At 50.3% G+C, this 21,474-nt stretch carries 22 protein-coding genes and 3 pseudogenes; 13 read left to right on the top strand and 12 right to left on the bottom strand.

Going from position 1 to position 21,474, the window contains the following annotated elements; all coding sequences use genetic code 11:
• Positions 1-22 precede the first annotated feature (22 nt).
• Positions 23-160 (bottom strand): hypothetical protein, encoded by a 138-nt coding sequence (locus SSARUM2_RS10135; RefSeq protein ID WP_162837928.1) that lies wholly within the window; start codon positions 158-160, stop codon positions 23-25.
• Between the two features lie 294 nt (positions 161-454).
• On the opposite strand from SSARUM2_RS10135, the gene SSARUM2_RS10130 reads away from it, so the two are divergent.
• Complete coding sequence (locus tag SSARUM2_RS10130) at positions 455-1,570, top strand: AI-2E family transporter (RefSeq protein WP_033646364.1); 1,116 nt, start codon at positions 455-457, stop codon at positions 1,568-1,570.
• Between the two features lie 60 nt (positions 1,571-1,630).
• On the opposite strand, the gene SSARUM2_RS10125 is transcribed toward SSARUM2_RS10130, so the two are convergent.
• Positions 1,631-2,050: a GNAT family N-acetyltransferase gene (locus SSARUM2_RS10125; protein WP_060452875.1), complete on the bottom strand. Its 420-nt coding sequence runs from the start codon at positions 2,048-2,050 to the stop codon at positions 1,631-1,633.
• 145 nt (positions 2,051-2,195) lie between these two features.
• Between SSARUM2_RS10125 and SSARUM2_RS10120 the strand changes: the two genes are divergently transcribed.
• The gene (locus SSARUM2_RS10120; protein WP_060420723.1) at positions 2,196-2,486 is read left to right on the top strand and encodes a hypothetical protein; all 291 of its coding nucleotides are present in this window, start codon (positions 2,196-2,198) and stop codon (positions 2,484-2,486) included.
• Between the two features lie 148 nt (positions 2,487-2,634).
• Here the strand turns inward: SSARUM2_RS10120 and tolA are convergent, their stop codons facing one another.
• Positions 2,635-3,078: a cell envelope integrity protein TolA gene (gene tolA, locus SSARUM2_RS10115; protein ID WP_060387827.1), complete on the bottom strand. Its 444-nt coding sequence runs from the start codon at positions 3,076-3,078 to the stop codon at positions 2,635-2,637.
• 217 nt (positions 3,079-3,295) lie between these two features.
• A complete protein-coding gene (locus SSARUM2_RS10110) occupies positions 3,296-3,703 on the bottom strand; it encodes a hypothetical protein (protein WP_125460745.1) in 408 nt (135 codons plus the stop codon).
• A 316-nt stretch (positions 3,704-4,019) separates the two neighbouring features.
• On the opposite strand from SSARUM2_RS10110, the gene uspF reads away from it, so the two are divergent.
• Positions 4,020-4,469, top strand: a complete 450-nt coding sequence (uspF, locus tag SSARUM2_RS10105; RefSeq protein ID WP_033638225.1) for a universal stress protein UspF — start codon at positions 4,020-4,022, stop codon at positions 4,467-4,469.
• Positions 4,470-4,543: 74 nt separating this feature from the next.
• Here uspF and SSARUM2_RS10100 read toward each other — a convergent pair.
• Positions 4,544-4,711 (bottom strand): annotated as a pseudogene (locus SSARUM2_RS10100) (NADP-dependent isocitrate dehydrogenase); the annotation flags it as partial.
• An 848-nt stretch (positions 4,712-5,559) separates the two neighbouring features.
• Between SSARUM2_RS10100 and SSARUM2_RS10095 the strand changes: the two are divergent.
• Positions 5,560-6,273: a hypothetical protein gene (locus SSARUM2_RS10095; RefSeq protein WP_125460746.1), complete on the top strand. Its 714-nt coding sequence runs from the start codon at positions 5,560-5,562 to the stop codon at positions 6,271-6,273.
• A gap of 225 nt (positions 6,274-6,498) precedes the next feature.
• Positions 6,499-6,882 (top strand): SOS response-associated peptidase family protein, encoded by a 384-nt coding sequence (locus SSARUM2_RS10090; RefSeq protein ID WP_072270139.1) that lies wholly within the window; start codon positions 6,499-6,501, stop codon positions 6,880-6,882.
• On the opposite strand, the gene umuC is transcribed toward SSARUM2_RS10090, so the two are convergent.
• Together umuC and SSARUM2_RS10080 are read right to left on the bottom strand one after the other, a co-directional pair.
• Entirely contained in the window at positions 6,817-8,112 is a 1,296-nt protein-coding gene (gene umuC / locus SSARUM2_RS10085) for a translesion error-prone DNA polymerase V subunit UmuC (protein WP_282488688.1), read from the bottom strand. The two genes, SSARUM2_RS10090 and umuC, sit on opposite strands and share 66 nt — an antisense overlap.
• Positions 8,031-8,450 (bottom strand): hypothetical protein, encoded by a 420-nt coding sequence (locus SSARUM2_RS10080; RefSeq protein ID WP_125878504.1) that lies wholly within the window; start codon positions 8,448-8,450, stop codon positions 8,031-8,033. The genes umuC and SSARUM2_RS10080 overlap by 82 nt, the downstream gene beginning before the upstream one ends.
• A gap of 47 nt (positions 8,451-8,497) precedes the next feature.
• Here SSARUM2_RS10080 and SSARUM2_RS10075 point away from each other — a divergent pair, with 47 nt between their 5' ends.
• Together SSARUM2_RS10075 and SSARUM2_RS10070 are read left to right on the top strand one after the other, a co-directional pair.
• On the top strand, positions 8,498-8,743 hold the full coding sequence (locus SSARUM2_RS10075; protein ID WP_017892513.1) for an excisionase: 246 nt from the start codon (positions 8,498-8,500) through the stop codon (positions 8,741-8,743).
• Positions 8,724-9,849, top strand: a pseudogene (locus tag SSARUM2_RS10070) (site-specific integrase). Before SSARUM2_RS10075 ends, SSARUM2_RS10070 begins: the two are co-directional and overlap by 20 nt.
• Positions 9,850-10,174: 325 nt before the next feature.
• Here SSARUM2_RS10070 and SSARUM2_RS10065 read toward each other — a convergent pair.
• From SSARUM2_RS10065 to SSARUM2_RS10055, 3 genes are read right to left on the bottom strand one after another with little or no spacing between them, the layout of a single operon-like run.
• Positions 10,175-10,843, bottom strand: a complete 669-nt coding sequence (locus SSARUM2_RS10065; RefSeq protein WP_060452871.1) for a retron system putative HNH endonuclease — start codon at positions 10,841-10,843, stop codon at positions 10,175-10,177.
• Positions 10,840-12,462 (bottom strand): AAA family ATPase, encoded by a 1,623-nt coding sequence (locus SSARUM2_RS10060; RefSeq protein ID WP_060452870.1) that lies wholly within the window; start codon positions 12,460-12,462, stop codon positions 10,840-10,842. Before SSARUM2_RS10060 ends, SSARUM2_RS10065 begins: the two co-directional genes overlap by 4 nt.
• Positions 12,455-13,438, bottom strand: coding sequence for a retron St85 family RNA-directed DNA polymerase (locus tag SSARUM2_RS10055; RefSeq protein WP_226909158.1), 984 nt, complete (start codon positions 13,436-13,438; stop codon positions 12,455-12,457). The genes SSARUM2_RS10060 and SSARUM2_RS10055 overlap by 8 nt, the downstream gene beginning before the upstream one ends.
• A gap of 567 nt (positions 13,439-14,005) precedes the next feature.
• On the opposite strand from SSARUM2_RS10055, the pseudogene SSARUM2_RS10050 reads away from it, so the two are divergent.
• Positions 14,006-14,126 (top strand): annotated as a pseudogene (locus SSARUM2_RS10050) (IS3 family transposase); the annotation flags it as partial.
• Positions 14,127-14,552: 426 nt separating this feature from the next.
• On the opposite strand, the gene icd reads toward SSARUM2_RS10050, so the two are convergent.
• Positions 14,553-15,806, bottom strand: a complete 1,254-nt coding sequence (gene icd, locus SSARUM2_RS10045) for an NADP-dependent isocitrate dehydrogenase (protein WP_033638224.1) — start codon at positions 15,804-15,806, stop codon at positions 14,553-14,555.
• Positions 15,807-15,937: 131 nt separating this feature from the next.
• Between icd and rluE the strand changes: the two genes are divergently transcribed.
• The 4 genes from rluE to mnmA all read left to right on the top strand — a co-directional run bounded on the left by rluE (position 15,938) and on the right by mnmA (position 18,588).
• Entirely contained in the window at positions 15,938-16,564 is a 627-nt protein-coding gene (gene rluE / locus SSARUM2_RS10040; RefSeq protein ID WP_060452868.1) for a 23S rRNA pseudouridine(2457) synthase RluE, read from the top strand.
• 22 nt (positions 16,565-16,586) lie between these two features.
• A complete protein-coding gene (locus SSARUM2_RS10035) occupies positions 16,587-16,925 on the top strand; it encodes a lysozyme inhibitor LprI family protein (RefSeq protein WP_033638222.1) in 339 nt (112 codons plus the stop codon).
• A gap of 9 nt (positions 16,926-16,934) precedes the next feature.
• A complete protein-coding gene (locus SSARUM2_RS10030) occupies positions 16,935-17,381 on the top strand; it encodes an NUDIX hydrolase (protein WP_041034763.1) in 447 nt (148 codons plus the stop codon).
• A gap of 106 nt (positions 17,382-17,487) precedes the next feature.
• Complete coding sequence (gene mnmA / locus SSARUM2_RS10025; protein ID WP_033638220.1) at positions 17,488-18,588, top strand: tRNA 2-thiouridine(34) synthase MnmA; 1,101 nt, start codon at positions 17,488-17,490, stop codon at positions 18,586-18,588.
• A 47-nt stretch (positions 18,589-18,635) separates the two neighbouring features.
• Here the strand turns inward: mnmA and kup are convergent, their stop codons facing one another.
• Complete coding sequence (gene kup, locus SSARUM2_RS10020; RefSeq protein WP_282488654.1) at positions 18,636-20,504, bottom strand: low affinity potassium transporter Kup; 1,869 nt, start codon at positions 20,502-20,504, stop codon at positions 18,636-18,638.
• 331 nt (positions 20,505-20,835) lie between these two features.
• On the opposite strand from kup, the gene hflD reads away from it, so the two are divergent.
• Positions 20,836-21,462, top strand: a complete 627-nt coding sequence (gene hflD, locus SSARUM2_RS10015) for a high frequency lysogenization protein HflD (protein WP_033638217.1) — start codon at positions 20,836-20,838, stop codon at positions 21,460-21,462.
• The last annotated feature ends 12 nt before the right edge of the window (positions 21,463-21,474 follow it).

The following is a 21,474-nucleotide window of genomic DNA, read 5'->3' as shown; positions in this document are numbered from 1 at the left end:
TTTCCCTGGTGCAGGTGCCTGCCTATCGCGAAGGATAAGGCCAATGATGATCGAGACCTGACAATGACAAGGCGCCGGTGGCCGCGAAATACACCAGCAGGCCGGCAAAGGCGATCAGTAGCGTCTTCTCGATGACGCCGAGTCGTTTGTGTTCAGTCATTTGCATACTCCTTCGTGGTATCGGGCGAACGGCCGCCCTCATCAACACTAGGAAAGCCTGGCGCAGGCGGCAAGCGCGGCTCACAAAATGAAACACAATCGATAAATTTTGTTAATTATTTAGCCCTCTTTCTTTTCTCACGCCGCCGTCTGTTCACCCTGCGGCGCCCGCCTTGCCCTTAATAACCCTATGGAATACGCCACTAAAAATCCCCTACCGGTTAAGTAAAGGTGATGATAGTGTTGTTTTCATTCAGTTCATCTATGCTGAAAATTCATCTTTTGAGGGACGACTATGATGTCTAAAGGCATTTCCAAGGGATTCTTTATTCTGATCCTGTTCATCGTTACCGCCGCCTTTCTAGACGTGCTGGGGCCTTACTACTCCTCGGTGCTGTGGGCGGTCATTCTGGCGGTGATTTTCCATCCGGTAAAAAAGAAACTGAAGCAGTACGTCGGCGAACGCAACGGCGTGGTGTCGCTGCTGACGGTGGCGCTGATCTGCCTGATCGTGTTCACGCCGTTGGCGATCATCGCCTCGTCGCTGGCGATGGAATTCAACGTGATCTACACCAAGCTGCAGACCAACAACAGCCAGTTGCCGACCATGCTGGCGGACTTTATGCGCCACCTGCCCGGCTGGGCGCAGCGCTTCCTGGCGGAACATAACCTCAACAGCGCCGCCGAGATACAAAAGCAGCTTTCCGAGGTGGCGCTCAAGGGCGGGCAATATCTGGCGGGCAGCGTCTTCCTGATCGGCAAGGGCACCTTCAACTTCGTCGTCGGCTTCGGCGTGATGCTCTACCTGCTGTTCTTCCTGCTGAAAGACGGCCCCTATCTGGTGAACCTGGCGCTCGAAGCGCTGCCGCTCTCCCAGCACGTAAAACACCACCTGTTCGTGAAGTTCGCCGCCGTCTCCCGCGCCACCGTCAAGGGCACAGTGGTGGTCGCCGTGGTGCAAGGCGCGCTCGGCGGGCTGGCGTTTTACTTTACCGGCATCGACGGCAGCCTGCTGTGGGGCGCGCTGATGGCGTTCCTGTCGATTATCCCGGCCGTAGGCTCCGCTATCATCTGGGTGCCGGCGGTGATCTACTTCTTCGCTACCGGCATGCTATGGAAAGCCATTTTCCTGGTAGTGTTCTTCGTGGTGGTGATCGGCCTGGTGGACAACATTCTGCGCCCGCTGCTGGTGGGCAAAGACACCAAAATGCCGGACTACCTGATCCTGATCTCCACCCTGGGCGGCATGGAGATCTACGGCATCAACGGCTTCGTCATCGGCCCCTTGATCGCCGCGCTTTTCATCGCCTGCTGGAACATTCTGTCCGGCCGCGACAGCGAGGAGAACATCGAAGAGATCGACGAAGCGTTTATCGAGGAAGGCAAAAATCATCCCGACGCGGTGGAGTAAACCTCCCGCAGCGAATCACGCAGGGGCCCAATGGGCCCCTTTTTTGTCAGTGGTTCTGTATCAGCGTGCCGGGATAAAAAAGACCTGCTCCGGATCGCCGTCATCGAGATTGTCAATCCGGCCGCTGGCGACAAACCCGGCGTTCAGCAGCAGCCACTGCATCGGCAGGTTGGAGCGATTGGTGGAGGTGAACAGCTTCGGGTGCCGGCAATGGGACTTCAACGCCGCAATCAGCGCCTGCCCGACGCCCCGGCGGCGATAGCGCTCGCCGACCATCAACATCTCGATAAAGCCGCAGCCGAAGAAGTGATAGTGCAGCACCCCATAGCCCATCACCATGCCCTGTTCCTCGGCAAGAAAACAGATGCCCTGCGCGCACCAGGCGCGGATTTGCGCCGCACGCTGCGGCGCATTCTGAGCAACGCTGTCCAGGGCGATCAGGGCTGCGGCATCGGTTTCCGCAGCAAGGCGCACAAGCATATTTAACCCCTCATTCGTATGGATGACGGCGGAACCACTTCAACGAAACGGCAACCGAAGCGGGATAATTTTTACATCCCCGCCAAATTTTGTAATCCTATTATAGAGTTACTAAAAACACGCCAAGGAAGGAAAACATTTCCCGATGAAAATACCGCAAATTTCCGCCGCCCTGCTGTTTACCCTGCTGCTGGCGGGCTGCCAGTTCCACAAAACCGTGTTCCCGCCGCCGTATATCGGCACTCCGCAAGAGATTAGCACCTACGAAGTGAAAGGGCTGACCTTCGTCACCACCGTCACCTTCAGCGGCCTGTTTGCCGAAGAGCTGGTGCGCGAGTACGCGCAGAAACACCACTACCGCTATTACGTGGTCACGATGCGCAGCAACGGTTTTAAAGATCAAAGCGAGCGCGTGAGCGCAATGATGTATCGGTAGGTATTGGCAACATATGCCGTGAAGACTGGATTCAACATTAGGAAACGCTATACGAAATATTGCACAACCCAATACTCACAGGCCGCATGAAAGTACGGCCTGCGACTTTGGTTTAATTATCTGGCATCGCAGTTGCCGCCCTTTACTTTCATATCGGCCGAAACTCCAACGTGCCGTTGTTGACCGCTTCGTAAACCGCGGCCGTTGGCGGCTTAGGCAAACGCGCATTGACGATTGCCTTTATCGCGGCCTGGCAAAGTTGCGGCTCCCCTTGTTCAGCCCGAACGCTGATCAGCAGACCATCCGGCGCCAGCTTGATGCGCAATGTACAACTTCTGCCTGAGTAGGCTTCTGCATCTTTCAAATGGCTTTGAATCACGGCCAGCAACTGGGCAAAATACTGTTCTTTCTCTTTTCCCGGCACAGGCGTCTTTGGTTCACCAAGGTTGGCGAAAAGATCATCGACCCCTTTATTCGCCGGAACGGTTTGGCTGGGGACAGTGCTCTTGGCACACCCCGTTAATGCCAGTGCGAGCATCACCGCCAATAAGGTGGCGGCGCCGGTTTTATAGCCTGAATGCGTTATTTTCATATCCCTGTCCTTATGGATGATAATCAGCGGCGAAATCCGTTAACGCGGGGCTACTCAAAGAGCCCCGGCCAATACGTTATACAGGATCAGCATAAACCGCCACTGACCTTAAGCCTTTCTCCAGGTACTGAGAAGTTTGTCACTCCAACACCGGCTCTGCAGCGATTTTCGACGAAAATAATGTATGAAGAGACAGCGACGGTATATACGTTTTCACTCATCCTTTGTAAGCACTACACATAAATTTCAACACGGTCTTTTGGCTCACAATGCTGAGATAAACCGGATCGCTGGATGCCATGTTCACGAACACCCAACTGGTTATGCCGTCAACGGTTCTGGCAAAGCTCAAAGTATCAATGCCCTGAATGTCATCCCGGTCGACAAAACGGAATACGGCGCTGTTAATGGTGACGGTTTGCGATGCGCCATTCATCATGGCCGTAATTTGGGTTCCTGCTTGCGTATTGCATTCCAAACGAACCATGGGTGAAGGCGCTTGCGGGACGGGGTTTGATTCGGCGTACTTTGCTTTCGCCCTAGCCACTCGTTCATCGGCAGTTTGCGTGGCGCATCCGCTAATAAATAAAGACAAAATCAAAGCAGTAACAATTTTTTTGGTCATTTAAACTATCTTTTTTCTGGATAACAATATTATTGATTGTAACAAAGAAGTCCCCCGAGAGCTCCTTTTCGGCTCAAACGCCAAGGACACTGATACACGCCTAACGATAGCGGCACCGAGCGCTGAACATTTTGCTCTCCATGCCTTTAACGGCCAGGTCAACCGCTTCTAACTTATTGCCACAACAGCGATTTCCGCATACTTTACCGTTTTGGCGGCCAATTTCTTTGGTTCTGCCATACCGATCGCCGTTTTCTCGGCGTCTGGCAGCTATAATCCAAGAAGTGGAGTTATTTGATAATGATAAGGAGGGAGTATGTATAAAACTATCTTGGTTCCAGTCGATATTACCGAGCCGGAATTAACGCAGCAGGTCATCCCACATGTCAACGCGCTCGCCAGGCTCGAAGACTCCCACGTCCATTTCCTGGCGGTGATCCCGTCACGCGCCACCTACGCCGCTTTCGGCTTTGCCGCCACCGCGGCGATAGAAACCAAAGACGAAATCATTGCGGTAGCGACCGAAGGGTTGGCGAAAGCGGCCAAAGAATTCAGCGTGCCTGAAGATAGAGTGACCACGCATGTGGCCGTCGGCGATCCCAAAGATCAGATCTTGGAACTCGCTGATGCGCTTAATGCGGAGATTATTGTGATGGGTTCCAACCGCCCTTCTGCGATCACTTACCTCCTCGGCTCCAATGCCACCGCCGTCGTGCGCCACGCCAATTGCCCGGTGCTGGTGGTGCGCGAATCGGCCAATACTTGATATCCCATGCCCATTTGAACAATAAAAAAACGGGAGCCCTAAGGCTCCCGCTCTTATTCAAACGCCAAACACACTTACATGTGCTCTACGATGGCGTCGCCAAACTCTGAGCATTTCAGCAGTTTAGCACCTTCCATCAGGAGTTCGAAGTCATAGGTCACGGTCTTGGCGGCGATGGCGCCTTCCATGCCTTTAACAATCAGGTCAGCCGCTTCGAACCAGCCCATGTGACGCAGCAGTAGATTGAGAGTTTGGTAATAACCATATGATTAATATATTTAATTTGTCAAAAAAATATTATTAAATACTATACTGCCATATTCGTAACTCATTGAATCAAAAACTTAATGTTAGGTTTTGATAACTTTATTTTTCTGGCTATACCTTGCATGGTCATCTTCTAACCTCTACTTAATCAAGATAGCTAACAAAGTCCATACACCTGTGCTCATTTTTCTCGGGCACAGACTCGCGCAGATCACTTTGATATGCTTTCATCTGAGCTAGGATTTGCTAATACATTAGAATTGACTTTGTGGCACAAAAAATCAATTTACTACTGTCACGATATTACTGCTAATTGTTTTGGTTATTCTGGTGTTTATTTCCCTTGTAACGCTGGATGGAATTAAATCCGTACAGCCATAAGCAGAGGCATTTTAAATCTCTCTCCTTTTATTTTTATATTAGCAAATCTCTTTATTTACTCACAATAAATAAATGGTGAAAATAAGTTAATTAATATAATTAATAATTACCAGTGCTTCACGGAACATTTTAATATAATATCACCTATAATTACTTTTTTTCTAGCCAGTACGGCCACTACTTTTTATTCACCATCTCAAATTAGGCCGTCTTAGGAAGCATTTTTTAGTGATATCAATAATCGTCATTTAGGCAATTTAACTCTAGCCTGAATGATTAAATTATAATCAACCAAATCATTTTATGCATATTTATGTTTACGGCGAAATAAAATCAAATTATAATCAATTTTTTAGACTGGTACTACATTTATTAGTTTAAAATACTCTACCATCAAAACAAACGGTATAGGCGAAAGTATTTAATTAAGAGGAATTCTTGGATGTCATTTGTAGGAACAACAATCAAAAACTCATTTTCTATAACTATAGTTATAATTACTCTATCATTACTAATTTATATCTTAAAGGGATTTCTTTCTGTTTTTGTTCATGAAATAGGGCCTTTATCAGCTGTTTTAGGTGCAGTCGCTTCACTAACAACTTGTACAATCGCAGTCTACTCCCTCACATTGGCGAGAAGATGGCATAAGGAAAAGATTAAAGGTGATATTTTTTTAGGTGCCAGTGAGGTTTTAAATTTTATAAATTGCATTCCATTACAATCGGTTGTTATATATAAAAGATTTTTCCTCCTCACAGGAAACCTTAATAAAAAACATGCTGATAAAACTGTTGAAGATTGTGAGTCCATCATCTTAGATGAGTGTGCTAAATTCAATGATGAATTTTTTAGCTTCCAGTCGGAGTCAATGAAAAATTACACAAATGTTCTTAGATATCATCGAGTAGTCGATGATAAATACAAGGATTTTGTTCAGCACCAGTCCAGATGCTATACAAAATTCCTCAGCCGCTGTTCAAAACCTATAGTTTTCGACAGAGAGGAAAATAAATTTAAAATAGAGGAGAATTTCTTAACTCTATATAACAACATAACCAAAAGTGAGCAATTCGCGATATTGAGAAACGAGTTACCCACAATACTTGTCAACAAATTCATCAACTTTGACGATATCGATATCGAGAATTTCTAACTCGAACGCTACAACGTGGCGCTAGGAACCTGTATGCTGGCGCTTAATCACGGTGAGTAAGCTGTACATCAATTCTAAAGAATGTAGTTATAATCCAGATCGGTAGAGAAAAATGAAACGCTAACCGGTTTTCAATGCCCGCGTTGAAATCGCAGCCACCAACAGAATGTTTAAGCCATTATGGGATCACGGCCGTGTGATGGTGATGGCAGATGGTTGGTATGAGTGGAAGAAAGACAAGCACGACGCCAAGTAAAGCAGCCCTATTTCATCTATCACGAATCGAAAACACCTATATTTTTCGCCACGATAAGCCGCCATCACCCCGATGCTAAAGAGACTCCTGATGATGACGGTTTTGTCATTGTGACCAGCGCCAGCGATTCGAGCCTGCTCGATATTCATGACCGGCGGCCTGTCATCCTGCCACCAGCAGCTGCACGGGAGTGGATGAGCCCGGACACCACATCCGCTAGAGCGGATGAACTCGCGAACGAAGCGGCCACACCTCACCATTATTTCGCCTGGCATCCTGTAGGAAAATCAGTCGGCAATATCCGCCGTGACAGCGCTGAACTGATTAAGCCTATCGTCAACCCACTGGTTTAATAAACCCGAGCGCGGCAGATCACTCAGCCGTGTCGTGTATGCCGGCGACAGTAGCTCACGCTTCATTGACCACACCTGATGCGCCCCTTGTCCTGCGAACCACAGTTTTGCCCTGCCAGAGTTATTGATCCGATCCAGCACTCCCATCAGTTGCTCGCTTTTATGCCGTGGTTTGTACTCATCGAACAACCCCAACTGAGCCACGCCCTGACTGTAAAAATCCTGCAGCATCACCCCGCCTTTTTGATACCGATGACCGGGTTGCCAAATCGCATCAAGGCAACGCATAGCCGCAGCGATAATATCGCGAGTATCCTGCGTTGGCGTACTCAATTTTATGCTTGCAGTGTTGCCATAGTATTCTTCATTGATGGCAAATGGGCTGGTTTTGAGCCACGCGCTGACATGCCGGCAATACTGGTGCTCCTCCCTCAACTTCTCAGCGGCACGCGTCGCGTACTTACAAATATCCTGGTGCATCTGGTCATACTCGGTGATCCGATCACTGAAGCTGCGGCTGCAGATGATCTGTTGTTTTGTCGGCGCAAACTCCTCCAACTCGAGACAAGGCTGGCCGCGCAACTCTCGCACCGTTCGCTCTATCACAACGCTGAAATGCTTGCGGATCATCGTAGTGCTTGCATCGGCCAGTTGTAGTGCCGTTTCAATCCCCATCATGTTGAGCTTTTTCGATATCCGGCGTCCGATACCCCAGACCTCATCGACAGGCACGAGGCTCATCAATTTGCGCTGGCGCCCTTCATTGGACAGATCCACTACTCCGCCGGTCTTGTCCCACTTCTTCGCCGCGAAGTTTGCCAGCTTGGCTAACGTCTTGGTTTGGGCAATGCCAACGCCTACAGTTAGCCCAGTGTTGCGCTGTACCTTGGCCCTCACCTGGCGGCCGAAAGTATCCAGATCAATGCAGTTACGGACGCCAGTCAGATCAAGAAAACTTTCGTCAATTGAATACACTTCTACGCGTGGCGCCATCTCTTCTAAAACAGCCATCACACGCTGAGACATGTCGGCGTATAGCTCATAGTTGCTGCTGAACGCGATGCCCCCTGCGCGCTCAAATTCCCGCTTAATTTTGAAATAGGGTTCTCCCATCTTTAACCCTAACGCCTTGGCTTCCTTGCTCCTGGCTACGACACATCCGTCGTTGTTCGACAGAACGACGACAGGACGCCCTCGCAGATCTGGGCGCCACCACCGCCAGCGACAGATGGATTTACCCCATCAGCCGATACACCAGCACCACCAGCACCACCAGCACCACCACCTTGGCACTCAATCTCAACAAATGAAGTGCCTGTTAATGCTGAGAATTGCGTTGCCTTGTTCTGGGTGGCAATACCGCCATCAATGGAGACGAATTGCACACCGCCCACCTTGGTATAGATCGACGTTCGAAGCAAACGACCGCCGCCAACAGACTTATTTATGGCCTTGATGCAAAGACAAACTATCAGGTGACCCAGCAGGTTGTTATTTCCTTGGTGATTCTGAATGCTGGCAAACCTATGGATGGCATAAAACCAAATTAACAGTGTGTGACATGTCACGATTGAATTAATGCCCGAATGCGGCGGGTGATGTGTGGAGGTACTTGATGTTACAGATGTTGACACTTGAAGAATGGGCTGCGGAGCGATACCGCAGCAAACCGCCCTCTCTTAATACCTTGCGGCGTTGCGCTAAAGAGGGCCACTTCGCCCCGCCCGCACGTAAAGAAGGCAAGTTATGGCGTGTGCGAGAAGATGCTGAGCTAGTTGGCCCACTCACCACTCCGGTCATTAAGCACAACGACAATCCGAAGCTTAGAAGGATATTGAACGATGGCAGCCCGACCGCGTAAGAACAATGTTGATATTCCTAACCTGTATCCCCTATTTAGCCGCAAGGCCAATAAAGTCTACTGGCGATGCCGTCATCCGGTTACAGGGAAGTACCATGCTCTTGGTGACAATGAGCAAGAAGCTCGTGAGATTGCTATCGAAGCCAATAGCCGACTGGCGGAGCAACGTAGCCGGCAGATCCTAGCACTTAGCGATCGTTGGTTCAAATTAAGGGTAAAAATATAACTGTCAGTACCTGGCTCGACCGAATTGGAAAATACAGAAAGAACGACTGAGCACAGGTGATATCAAGCCCAACACGTTTAAACAAAAACGTAAACCTGTGGACCTTCTACGTCAAAAGTTCGCTATGAAATGCTTGCCCGAGGTTGATGCCAGAGATATCGCTTCGTTGTTAGATGAGTACACAGACGCCGGACAGCCACGTATGGGCCAGGTTGTTCGCTCAGTGTTGATTGATGTATTCAAAGAGGCTCAGCATGTTGGTGAGGTTCCGCCTGGCTACAATCCCGCACTCGCAACAAAGCAACCGCGTAGGAAGGTTACCAGGCAGCGTTTGAATTTAGAGGAATGGCAGAAGATTTTCGACATTGCTGATAAACAGCATCGATATATGGGCAACGCGATGCTATTGGCCGTAGTTACAGGACAGCGCTTGGGTGACATTTCAGCAATGAAATTCAGCGATATCTGGGATGATCACTTACATGTTTTACAGGAGAAAACGGGTACAAAGTTGGCATTACCTCTTTCCCTTCGTTGCGATGCTTTGAACACGACCTTACGTGAGGTCATCTCGCGCTGCCGGGATTATGCTGTGAGCCAGTATCTTGTACATTACTTCCGTTCGACATCAATGGCCCCACGTGGTGCCAAAGTACCAGGAAATACGCTGACAACCAACTTTAGCAAAGCCAGAGATAAAACTGATATTGATTGGGGTAATGGCACACCAGCAACGTTTCATGAACAACGTTCGCTCGCTGAGAGGCTGTACAAGTCCCAAGGGGTAAACACACAGATACTTCTGGGACACAAAACGCAGTCTCAGACTGACCGTTATCACGATGACAGAGGGAAGGAGTGGATCACATTGAGTAGCTAGTTTTATAGTCCATCACCTAACAGTATTTTTGCTATAGTCTCAATCAGAACTGATAGCCAGCTAGTGGAAAAGCATGCCTAGAAAATTCTAGCATACTAATAAATAAGGAACAGGATACCGAGATAACGTGAACTCAGCGCACCAAGTGCTGCCGAAAATGATAGAAATTTGACTAAAGTAATGTTGAATGGGAATGTGGGAAGGACTAGTCAGATTCTCATGATGAATAAATTAAAGCCATTAAAAATAAAAATACTCAAACTAATAAATTGGTTAGGCCCACCATTATCCGTATTAATTAATATGGAGCAGGCCCCTCCTTAACTTATGGAAGAAATGCATCGAAAACATGTTTCCTTGCCGAAATAAAGTCCATTTTTTCAATATGCTCGTAGTAACAATCCCGAACATATTGGCTGACCCCATCGACGTCACCACCGGATTCGATTAACTCTTGAGCTATTTTTATATAACCCATCATAGCACTCATTCCTTTTTCTAAGGCACTTCTTCTTTCTGCCTTAACCCCTCCGTATTTGGGGTTGAGATTAAATACTGAAAGAGTAACTTCAGCTATTTTTTTTGATTGTGCATTAACGCCTGGTTTTACAACAACATCGCCACTATAGATAAATAAAAAAAAGTCATTGGGATCTAACACATCTGCTTTTAATAGATCACTCTCATTATATTCTTGCTTATCCTTGTAAAATCCACATCGTTTTTTTTCACCGCAAGAACCGAAAAGATTTCCCCAATCAAATGTCAACCCCTTGTGTGATCCTTTTCTTTTAAAATGCTCAATATGTTTATCACCCTCCTTATGTAAATCAATTTTTCTCTCACAATACGCACACACTTTTCCTTGCATTTTGACCAGTTCGACCCAAATAGCTTTTTTATCTGATGATGAAACATCATCCCAGGTTTGAGTTTTACAGTCATATTTCCTTAAAACATCCGGCCCTGGGTGTACTCTGTGAAGATGTTTCATTTTTCGCCCTCTTTATTATTTCTTATTTCTCGCTTAAATTTCATTAAAGAAATCATCTGATCGCATTCAATCACCAATGGGTGCTCCTTACCAAAATGCTTGATAATATTATCCCTCAAGATAAGAGCTGACTCACTGTCAAACTGATCAAGTTCAATAGCTGCTTTGTACTCGTCCAACCATTTAACTTCATTAACTGGTGGTGCAGGGTCTGTCCCCATGCCATAAAGTAATGCATCACTATTCATCAAACCTTTCGTTTGATAACGAGGATTTGTAGCCTTTATCGAAACATTGCCTAATTCATCCTGCACCTCTTCTAAGATCCTTATGCTTCTGGCTGGAACCGTAGATAAGACCTGTGGGCTGTGAGTAGAAAGAATAAATTGCACATTAGGAAATGTTGTTAATAGGCGCCCTATAATTTTCTGCTGCCATGTAGGATGGAGGTGTAAATCAATTTCATCAATAAGAACGATGCCTTTTCCTTCAAAAGGATTTTCTAGCTCTGGGTTAAGAAGTGAAAGTCTGCGAGCTAAGTCGCCAACAAGAGTAAGAATGGTCTTCTCACCTTGCGAGAGCTGTTGAGCATCCAATTCAATGCCACTCTTTGTAAGAACCAACTTAAATTCATTTTCACTATAAACCAGATTTATATTTTCAAACTCAGGTAAAAATCTCAATATCGCGCTTATTACATTATTATATAAAACTGATGAGTTTAACCCCCCTACATTGCTAACTTGTTTAAATTGTGATTTTTTCTCCTCAAGACTAAGCGCCAAGGTATTTATAATATTTGAATCAATGTTAGAAACAGCACTCAGTTGTTCAATTGTGCTATTAATTCTCTCTATTTCTATTTTTAATGATTCGGAGGTGTGAACAGTCGAGGCATTCTCATGCAATGATTTATTAGACAAGAACATAAGCCAATTTAAAAATTCACCAAAATCATTCCTATCAAATATAAAGTCATCGTAAACATCGAATTTCGACCAAGAAACTTTGTTTTTATTGTTTTTCCTTTTATTATCGATGCCACCACCAACCACAGAGCGCACTATCGAATAATAAGCCATCACTGGCAAACTGGAGTCATCCAAAAAAGTATTAACATAGCGGTACATTGTAGCCAAGGACTTAATTTCTTGTAATTCATTACTACGTTTAAAGGACACTCCTTCTTTTGTGCTTGTGATTAATACATTAGTATTCAAGTTCTGTACTTTAAATGTAGTAGTAATTGATGCATATAATGCATCCTTAGAGTTATTTATATCTGTTTCGCGAATATATGACCCAGGCTTGTCTTTTTTCTGTATGTTAGAACGAAGCCAACTTAAAGAAATTGCAATCGCATCAAGTAATGTTGTTTTTCCGTACCCATTATCTGCTACAAAAACAGTTAGGTCATCTTCAAGATTGACTATGACCTCCCTTAGCCTTTTGAAGTCTGAAACTGTTACTTTCTTAATATAAAGATTATCTTTATTTAAGGAATCATTTAATAGTTTTAATACAGGAGAAGCTTTAATACTTTTTTCAGAATCATCATTGTTAATTAATTCGATAAATTCTGAAAAAACGTTATCTACTCTTCTTTTCGCATCATTCATCACCACCCTCCTTTAGGAATTTATTGATTACATCTGCCCCATATTTATTTTTCATTCTTGAAATTATATTCTTTTCAATATGCATACAGTGTGACATAAGTCCTTTTGCATAAAAAATCTCATCTCTGGTTAACTCACCGATACTGTATTTAAAAACAAGAGAAAACAAATACTTCTTTTTCTTTCTGCCTATAGAGAGCTTACCATCGTTGGTGATAGTCACTCCTGTAACATGCCGATTATGAGCTTTAGATGTGAATATGGTCTTAGCTTCATTGATAGTAATACCCGAGGCATGTTTTGATAGAATATTTTTCACTATCTTAGGAACACTAAATAGTATATTTTTCCTAGCCGTAGAAAAAGTTATATCATCTGCATATCGCGTATAGACAATATCAAACTCAGCGCACCATTTACTTATTTCAAAATCAAAATCGAACATTACAAAGTTACTAACAAATGGAGAGCTTGGTGCCCCAATACTCAAAATATGAGTAATGCTTCTTTTCTGCCCAGGCTTCCAAAATAAAAAATTACGCAAGTGTTTTTTATCTTTTCCATCGTATTTCACATCAAGAGCATTTAATTTTTCGAAAAAAATATCCGGTTTAATCTTGTTAAAGAAATTCTGAAAATCCATTTTCAATAGGTACGGGTTATTTTTATGGCATTCAGCATTATCTTTAATGCTTTTGCCATTCCTGTAAGCCATCGCTGCAGGATGAATGGGGCAATAAGCATCCAATTCAGAAGCTAAAAAACGCTGAATATTTTTTAGCTCCTTAGTCGGTTGAGCGATCGCTCTTAATCCAGATGTTCTCTTGGGGATATAATACACACGATATTTTTTCGGAGCCTTTGATGAAAGAACAGAAAGCTGCAGTGGGGTAAGATTAAAACTCTCACATAATTTTCTTTCAAGCTGCATAGTATCCGTCTCAAATATGCTCGCTGCAACAACTGCAGCGAGCACCGCTCTTTACTAAAGACAGCGAAAGACACGCACTTCTCCTTCGCATAGACTGCCCAGAGCAGGATAGGCGAAGGAGAAGTGTGTGTCTTTCGCAATCCTGAAATGGACAATAAATTAGCGCCTGGCTAAACACCCGGCTGGAACCATTGTTCCGACACTAAAGAGCAGTTTCAGTTTAATAAAGAAAGAGTTCGATAGCAAGTACGCGCTCGCATCTCTCCCACACTAGCCCACTTTATGTAATAGTTTTCATGCCTTAGCAGCAGATACAACTATGCAAACCAATTCTCAAGGGTTCAGGGAAAAACGATCCGCAGGAAATCAAACGCATGCTTGCATTGCTGGCTAGCCCTTCGGCCCCAACAGTACTAACCCAAGAAAGTGGTAATCTTACGCTCAAGCTTTCGGTGCGAGTGCATCCTCAATTGAAATTTAATTATTTATTATCATTAACTTAGAGCTGTGGCCAAATTTTAAGCCTAATGTTGATTCAAGATGGGTACACATGAGAGTAGACGAACCAAGAAAGTTGATTTGTCGTACCACCTGCGGTAAATCAAGGTTATGGTGGTCGAATCATTCTTAAGTTCGTTGAAAAAAACGCATCAGAAAACGGATCTACAAGATCAGTGATTTTGTTAAGGCGGATATCTACGATTACATTGGAGTGCTCTACCACCAGCCCTAATGCCAAAGAAATCTCTTCGGCTTAATTCCTGAGCTCTTAAACAGGTTCGTCACGAAGGCTGGAAAAGCCCATGATTGCAGGATTGGTCCAGATAAGTTAAATAAATTTCCAATGAAATCAATTGCATACTTATCATTAGATCTTTATTCTGAAGAGCAGAATAAGCCACGCCCTATCAGATTTTTCATGCCGGCTGAAATACCATTGAAGTAATTTCTAGCAAATCATCACTTGATAATTGAAATCATTCTCTCTACATCTCGTTCAAAACTGACATTCAGATTTTCTTGCTGCCGTTATTGGTAAGTACGAAAATGGTGGAGTTTTGATAACTTGTTTTGATAATGTTTTGATAACCGTTGGAAATTTGAACAATAAAAAACGGGAGCCCTAAGGCTCCCGCTCTCATTCAAACGCCAAACACACTTACATGTGCTCTACGATAGCGTCGCCAAACTCTGAGCATTTCAGCAGTTTAGCGCCTTCCATCAGGCGTTCGAAGTCATAGGTCACGGTCTTGGCGGCGATGGCGCCTTCCATGCCTTTAACGATCAGGTCAGCCGCTTCGAACCAGCCCATGTGGCGCAGCATCATCTCTGCGGACAGGATGATGGAGCCTGGGTTCACTTTGTCCTGGCCGGCGTACTTCGGCGCGGTGCCGTGAGTCGCTTCGAACAGCGCGCAGTCGGAGCCGATGTTGGCGCCCGGTGCGATGCCGATGCCGCCGACCTGGGCAGCCAGGGCGTCGGAGATGTAGTCACCGTTCAGGTTCATACAGGCGATCACGTCGTATTCCGCCGGGCGCAGCAGGATCTGCTGCAGGAAGGCGTCGGCGATCACGTCTTTAACCACGATCTCTTTGCCGGTGTTCGGGTTCTTGATCTTCAGCCATGGGCCGCCGTCGATCAGCTCACCGCCGAACTCTTCGCGCGCCAGCTCATAGCCCCAATCCTTGAAGGCACCTTCGGTGAACTTCATGATGTTGCCTTTGTGAACCAGGGTCACGGAGTCGCGGTCGTTGGTGATGGCGTATTCGATCGCCGCACGCACCAGACGCTTGGTCCCTTCTTCGGAGCATGGCTTCACGCCGATACCGCACTGCTCCGGGAAGCGGATTTTTTTCACGCCCATTTCGTCGCGCAGGAATTTGATCACTTTGTCCGCTTCGGCGGAGCCGGCTTTCCACTCGATGCCGGCGTAGATGTCTTCGGCATTTTCACGGAAGATCACCATGTCGGTCAGCTCAGGCTGTTTCACCGGGCTTGGGGTGCCCTGGTAGTAACGCACCGGGCGCAGGCACACGTACAGGTCCAGCTGCTGGCGCAGGGCCACGTTCAGAGAACGGATGCCGCCGCCGACCGGGGTGGTCAGGGGGCCTTTGATGGCGACGCGGTAGTCGCGGATCAGGTCCAGAGTTTCGTCCGGCAGCCACACGTCTTTACCGTAAACGTGGGTAGATTTTTCGCCGGTGTAGATTTCCATCCAGGAGATTTTACGTTCGCCGTGGTAAGCCTTTTTAACGGCCGCATCAACCACGTGGATCATGGCAGGAGTCACGTCAACGCCGATGCCGTCGCCTTCGATGAACGGGATGATCGGGTTATGAGGAACAACCAGTTTACCCTGGGCGTCAACCGTGATTTTTTTACCTTCTGCCGGAACAACTACTTTGCTTTCCATCAACCTCTCCTTCAAGCGCAATTTTGTTAATGCTTTGTAAGATGCGTGTAGATACTACTTGAATATTCGGTCCGCGCCAATCCGAAACGGATTCGGTTATAATGCGCTTATCATCCGTAATCTCAACCGTTATGAAAAAATTCTCTGTTAGAAATCACAAAGTTAAACGATTCAGCAAGCCGAATGCCGCCAAACCCGCCGCGCCGAAAGGGCCGCGCCGAATTGTGTTATTCAACAAGCCCTTCGACGTGCTGCCGCAGTTCACCGACGAAGCCGGCCGCGCCACGCTGAAAGAGTACATCCCCTTCCCCGACGTTTACGCCGCCGGGCGTCTGGATCGCGACAGCGAAGGGCTGCTGGTGCTGACCAACGACGGCCAGCTGCAGGCGCAGCTCACCCAGCCGGGCAAGCGCACCGGCAAAATCTATTATGTGCAGGTCGAGGGCGCGCCGCAGGAGAGCGATCTGGCGGCGCTGCGCAGCGGCGTCACGCTGAAAGACGGCCCCACGCTGCCCGCCGGGGTAGAGTTGGTGGCCGAGCCGCAGTGGCTGTGGCCACGCAACCCGCCGATCCGCGAACGTAAATCCATCCCCACTTGCTGGCTGAAAATCACCCTGTATGAAGGGCGAAACCGCCAGGTGCGTCGCATGACGGCGCATATCGGGTTCCCTACCCTGCGCCTGATTCGCTACAGTATGGGTAATCTTTCGCTGGGTTCACTGCAACCTGGTGAATGGAAAAGCATCGATTCCCTGTAGACCGATCACTGATGGAGGCGCCATGAGGAACACACTGACCGCGCTGCTGTTCACCGCACTGGCGGCCCCGCTCGCCGCCCAGGCCGCCAGCTTCGACTGCGCCAAGGCGGCAGGCAGCGATGAACGCGCCATCTGCGCCGACCGCACGCTGAACGATCTGGACGTGCAAATGGCCACAAAATACCAATTCCTGCGCGGCCTGTTCGCCATGGGCGCGCGCGGCGCGATGCAGGACAGCCAGCAGGACTGGCTGGCAAAACGCCAGCGGTGCGGCGGCGACACCGCCTGCCTGCTCAAAAGCTACCGCACCCGCATCGCCGAGCTGGACGACATCTACCGGCGCATCGACAAACCGCTGTAAGGAGAGCGCATGTTCAAACCGCACGTCACCGTGGCCTGCGTGGTGCACGCCGCCGGCAAATTTTTAGTGGTCGAAGAGACCATCAACGGCAAAGCGCTGTGGAACCAGCCGGCCGGCCACCTGGAGGCCGACGAGACGCTGGTGCAGGCCGCCGAGCGCGAGCTGTGGGAAGAGACCGGCATCCGCGCCGCGCCGCAGGCGTTCCTGCGCCTGCACCAGTGGATCGCGCCGGATCGCACGCCGTTCCTGCGTTTTTGCTTCGTTATCGAGCTGGAACAGCCGCTGCCGACCGAGCCGCACGACAGCGACATCGATCGCTGCCTGTGGCTGAGCGCCGACGAGATCTTGCAGGCGCCCAACCTGCGTTCCGCGCTGGTGGCGGAGAGCATTCGCAGCTACCAGCAGCCGGAGCGCTACCCGCTGTCGCTGGTCGGCAGCTTCGCCTGGCCGTTTTAAGGGCGCGGGGCAGCACAAGATGAACAGTGCGCCGGCGCGGCCAACGTGGTAAAATCCTGCGCTTGTTTTTATCAGCACGGTTCGTGTTCAAGTTCGTGAGATCCCCATGTCAGACAACAGCCAGAAAAAAGTAATCGTCGGTATGTCCGGCGGCGTCGACTCTTCCGTTACCGCCTATCTGTTACAGCAACAGGGCTATCAGGTCGCTGGGCTGTTCATGAAGAACTGGGAAGAAGACGACGACGAAGAGTACTGCTCAGCCGCGACCGATCTGGCCGACGCGCAAGCGGTCTGCGACAAGCTGGGCATCGAACTGCACACGGTGAACTTTGCGGCGGAATACTGGGACAACGTGTTTGAGCTGTTCCTGGAAGAGTACAAGGCCGGCCGCACGCCGAACCCGGACATCCTGTGCAATAAAGAGATCAAATTCAAAGCCTTCCTGGAGTTCGCCGCCGAAGATCTGGGGGCCGATTTCATCGCCACCGGCCACTACGTGCGCCGCCAGGACGTGGACGGCAAGAGCCGCCTGCTGCGCGGCGTCGACGGCAACAAGGATCAGAGCTACTTCCTCTACACCCTGAGCCACGAGCAGGTGGCGCAGAGCCTGTTCCCGGTCGGCGAGCTGGAGAAGCCGGAGGTGCGCCGCATCGCCGAGCAGCTGGAGCTGGTCACCGCCAAGAAGAAAGATTCTACCGGCATCTGCTTTATCGGCGAGCGCAAGTTCCGCGACTTCCTCGGCCGTTACCTGCCGGCGCAGCCGGGCCCGATCGTCAGCGTTGACGGCCAGACCGTCGGCGAACACCAGGGCCTGATGTATCACACCCTGGGCCAGCGCAAAGGGCTGGGCATTGGCGGCCTGAAAGACAGCAGCGAAGATCCGTGGTACGTGGTGGATAAAGACGTGGCCAACAACGTGCTGGTGGTCGCGCAGGGGCACGATCACCCGCGCCTGATGTCTACCGGTCTTATCGCGCAGCAGCTGCACTGGGTGGATCGCCTGCCGCTGAGCGGCCCGTTCCGCTGCACGGTGAAGACCCGCTATCGCCAGCAGGATATCCCTTGCACCGTGACCCCGCTCGACAGCGAACGCATCGAAGTGCGTTTCGACGAGCCGGTCTCCGCCGTCACCCCCGGCCAGTCGGCGGTGTTCTACCAGGGCGAAATCTGCCTCGGCGGCGGCATCATCGAACAGCGCTTGGCGTAACTGCCCGGCAAAAGAAAAACGCTGCGTTTACCGCAGCGTTTTTTTAATCAAAATTCCACCTGCGCCCCCAGTTCGATCACCCGATTCGGCGGGATTTCGAACAGATCCGGCGCGCGCAGCGCATTGCGCTGCAACAGCTGGAACACCTTGCCGCGAATGCGCAAATACCAGGGCCGCTTGCCCAGCACCAGCGTATCGCGCGACATAAAGAACGAGGTCTCGTTCATGGTGAAGCTCATCCCCTCCAGCCCGCAGCGGTAAAGGATGTCCGTGACGTTGGGCGTCTCGCGCCAGCCGTAGCTCGCCACCACCCGCCAGAAACTCGCCGACAGCTGTTCGATCGCCACCCGCTGCACGTTATGCACGTACGGCATGTCGGTGGTGACGATGGTCAGCAGCACCACGCGCTCATGCAGCACCTTGTTGTGCTTCAGGTTATGCAACAGCACCAGCGGCACCGCGTGCGGCGTACGCTCCATAAACACCGCGGTGCCCGGCACCCGCTTCGGCGGCGCCTCCTCCAGCGACTCGATCAGCGCGCTCAGCCCCTCCTGGTTGTCGCGCAGCCGGCGGATCAGGCGCGAGCGCTCGGTCTTCCAGGTCAGCATGATCAGCAGAATCATCAGCCCCAGCACCACCGGCAACCAGCCGCCGGTCGCCAGCTTGATCAGGTTGGCGCCGAACAGCGGTACGTCGATGCACAGCATGACAACCAGCATCAGCCCGCCCAGCGCGCGCGGCCAGCCCCAGTTTTTCACCGCCACGATGCTCAGCAAAATCGACGACAGCAGCATGGTGCCGGTCACCACGATGCCGTAAGCCGAGGCCAGGTTGCTGGAATGTTTAAAACTGATAATCACGATCAGCACCGCTGCGAACAGCAGCCAGTTCACCACCGGAATGTAGATCTGCCCGGACTCCTGATCGGAGGTATAGATGATACGCATCGGCGGCAGATAGCCCAGCCGCACCGCCTGCCGCGTCAGCGAGAATACGCCGGAAATTACCGCCTGCGAGGCGATCACCGTCGCCAGCGTGGCGATCACCAGCAGCGGGATCAGCGCCCAGGTCGGCGCCAGCAGGAAGAACGGGTTGTTGATCGCCGCCGGATTGGTCAGCAGCAGCGCCCCCTGGCCGAAGTAGTTCAGCACCAGCGCCGGCGCCACCAGCGTAAACCACGCCAGGCGGATCGGCTTTTTACCGAAGTGGCCCATATCGGCGTACAGCGCTTCGGCACCGGTGACCGACAGCACCACCATGCCCAGCGCAAAAAACGACACCGTCTTGTATTCGAGGAAGAAATTCACCGCCCAGTAAGGGTTCAGCGCCCGCAGCACGCCAGGGTGCTGCAGAATGCCGCCGATGCCCAGCAGCGCGAGCGTCAGGAACCAGATAACCATCGCCGGGGCGAACAGTTTGCCGACGCTGCCGGTGCCGCGCTTTTGTATCGCGAACAACGCGGTCAGCACCAGCAGCGACAGCGGCACGATAAAGCTGTCCAGTTCGGGGGCGATAATCTGCAGCCCCTCGATGGCCGAAAGCACCGAAATGGCCGGGGTGATCACCCCGTCGCCGTAAAAGAAGCTGCCGCCCACCAGCCCGATCAGCACCGCCGCCGGCACCCAGCGCGCATCCAGCCTGCGGATCGCCAGCGACATCAGCGTCAGAATGCCTCCCTCACCGTCGTTGTCGGCGCGCATCACGAAACGAATGTATTTAATGGACACCACCAGCGTCAGCAGCCAGAAAATCAGCGACAAAAAGCCGTAGATTGAGGCCGGCGTCATGGTGATGCCCTCCTCCGCCGTCAGGCATTCGCGCAGGGTATACAGCGGGCTGGTGCCGATATCGCCGTACACCACGCCGATGGCCGCCAGCGTTACCGCCGGCAGCGGCTGCTTGTTTTTTACGTGCATATGAAGATCTTTATTTGAGGGCTCACGTTGGCAGTATAGATGCAGCCGCCGCACTTTATTTGCCGCCGCAACAATAAGTTCGCGCCGCCGCGCCGGCGATTTTCGCCGCCTGTCTGCGCAGTTCTGCGCCGTACGGCGCCTCCGCCTCGTCTCGGGCGTATTAGACGCTGGGTTTAGCCTCGATTTTGTGGCATGATCCGCGGCATTCGTTGTCATCGTTGTTACAGCCACGCCCGTTCGTTACCGTTCGCGGCCGCCGCCGTTACCCCTGCGATACACACAACCTTATGCAGTAAGCCATGTACCGTTCACAGCGTTTACAGGAGTAATCGTGGCGAAGAATTATTATGACATCACGCTGGCCATGGCGGGTATCAGCCAGTCGGCGCGTTTGGTTCAGCAGCTGGCCCATGAAGGGCAATGCAACCGCGAAGCCTTTCAGACCTCGCTGAAAAGCCTGCTGCAGATGGACCCGCCCTCCACGCTGGCGGTGTTCGGCGGTGAAGAACGCAATTTGATGGTCGGCCTCGAAACCCTGATGGGCGTGCTTAACGCCAACAACAAAGGGCCGGGCGCGGAACTGACCCGCTACACCATCAGCCTGATGGTGCTGGAGCGCAAGCTCAACGCCAACAAACAGGCGATGAACACGCTCGGTGAACGCCTCAGCCAGCTCGAACGCCAGCTGGCGCACTTCGATCTTGAGTCGGACACCATCATCAGCGCGCTGGCCGGCATTTACGTCGACGTGGTCAGCCCGCTCGGGCCGCGCATCCAGGTGACCGGCTCGCCGGCTATCTTGCAGAACCCGCAGGTGCAGGCCAAGGTTCGTGCCACGCTGCTGGCCGGCATTCGCGCCGCCGTGCTGTGGCAACAGGTCGGCGGCAGCCGCCTGCAATTAATGTTTTCCCGTAATCGTCTGTTCAAGCAGGCGCAAAATATCGTTGCTCATTGTTAATCGATCCCAGGA

Origin of the sequence: Serratia sp. K-E0102, from assembly GCF_029962625.1 — a bacterium.
In the GTDB taxonomy this organism is placed as follows: Bacteria; Pseudomonadota; Gammaproteobacteria; order Enterobacterales; family Enterobacteriaceae; genus Serratia; species Serratia sarumanii.
This window is presented reverse-complemented; position numbering and strand designations above follow the sequence as displayed.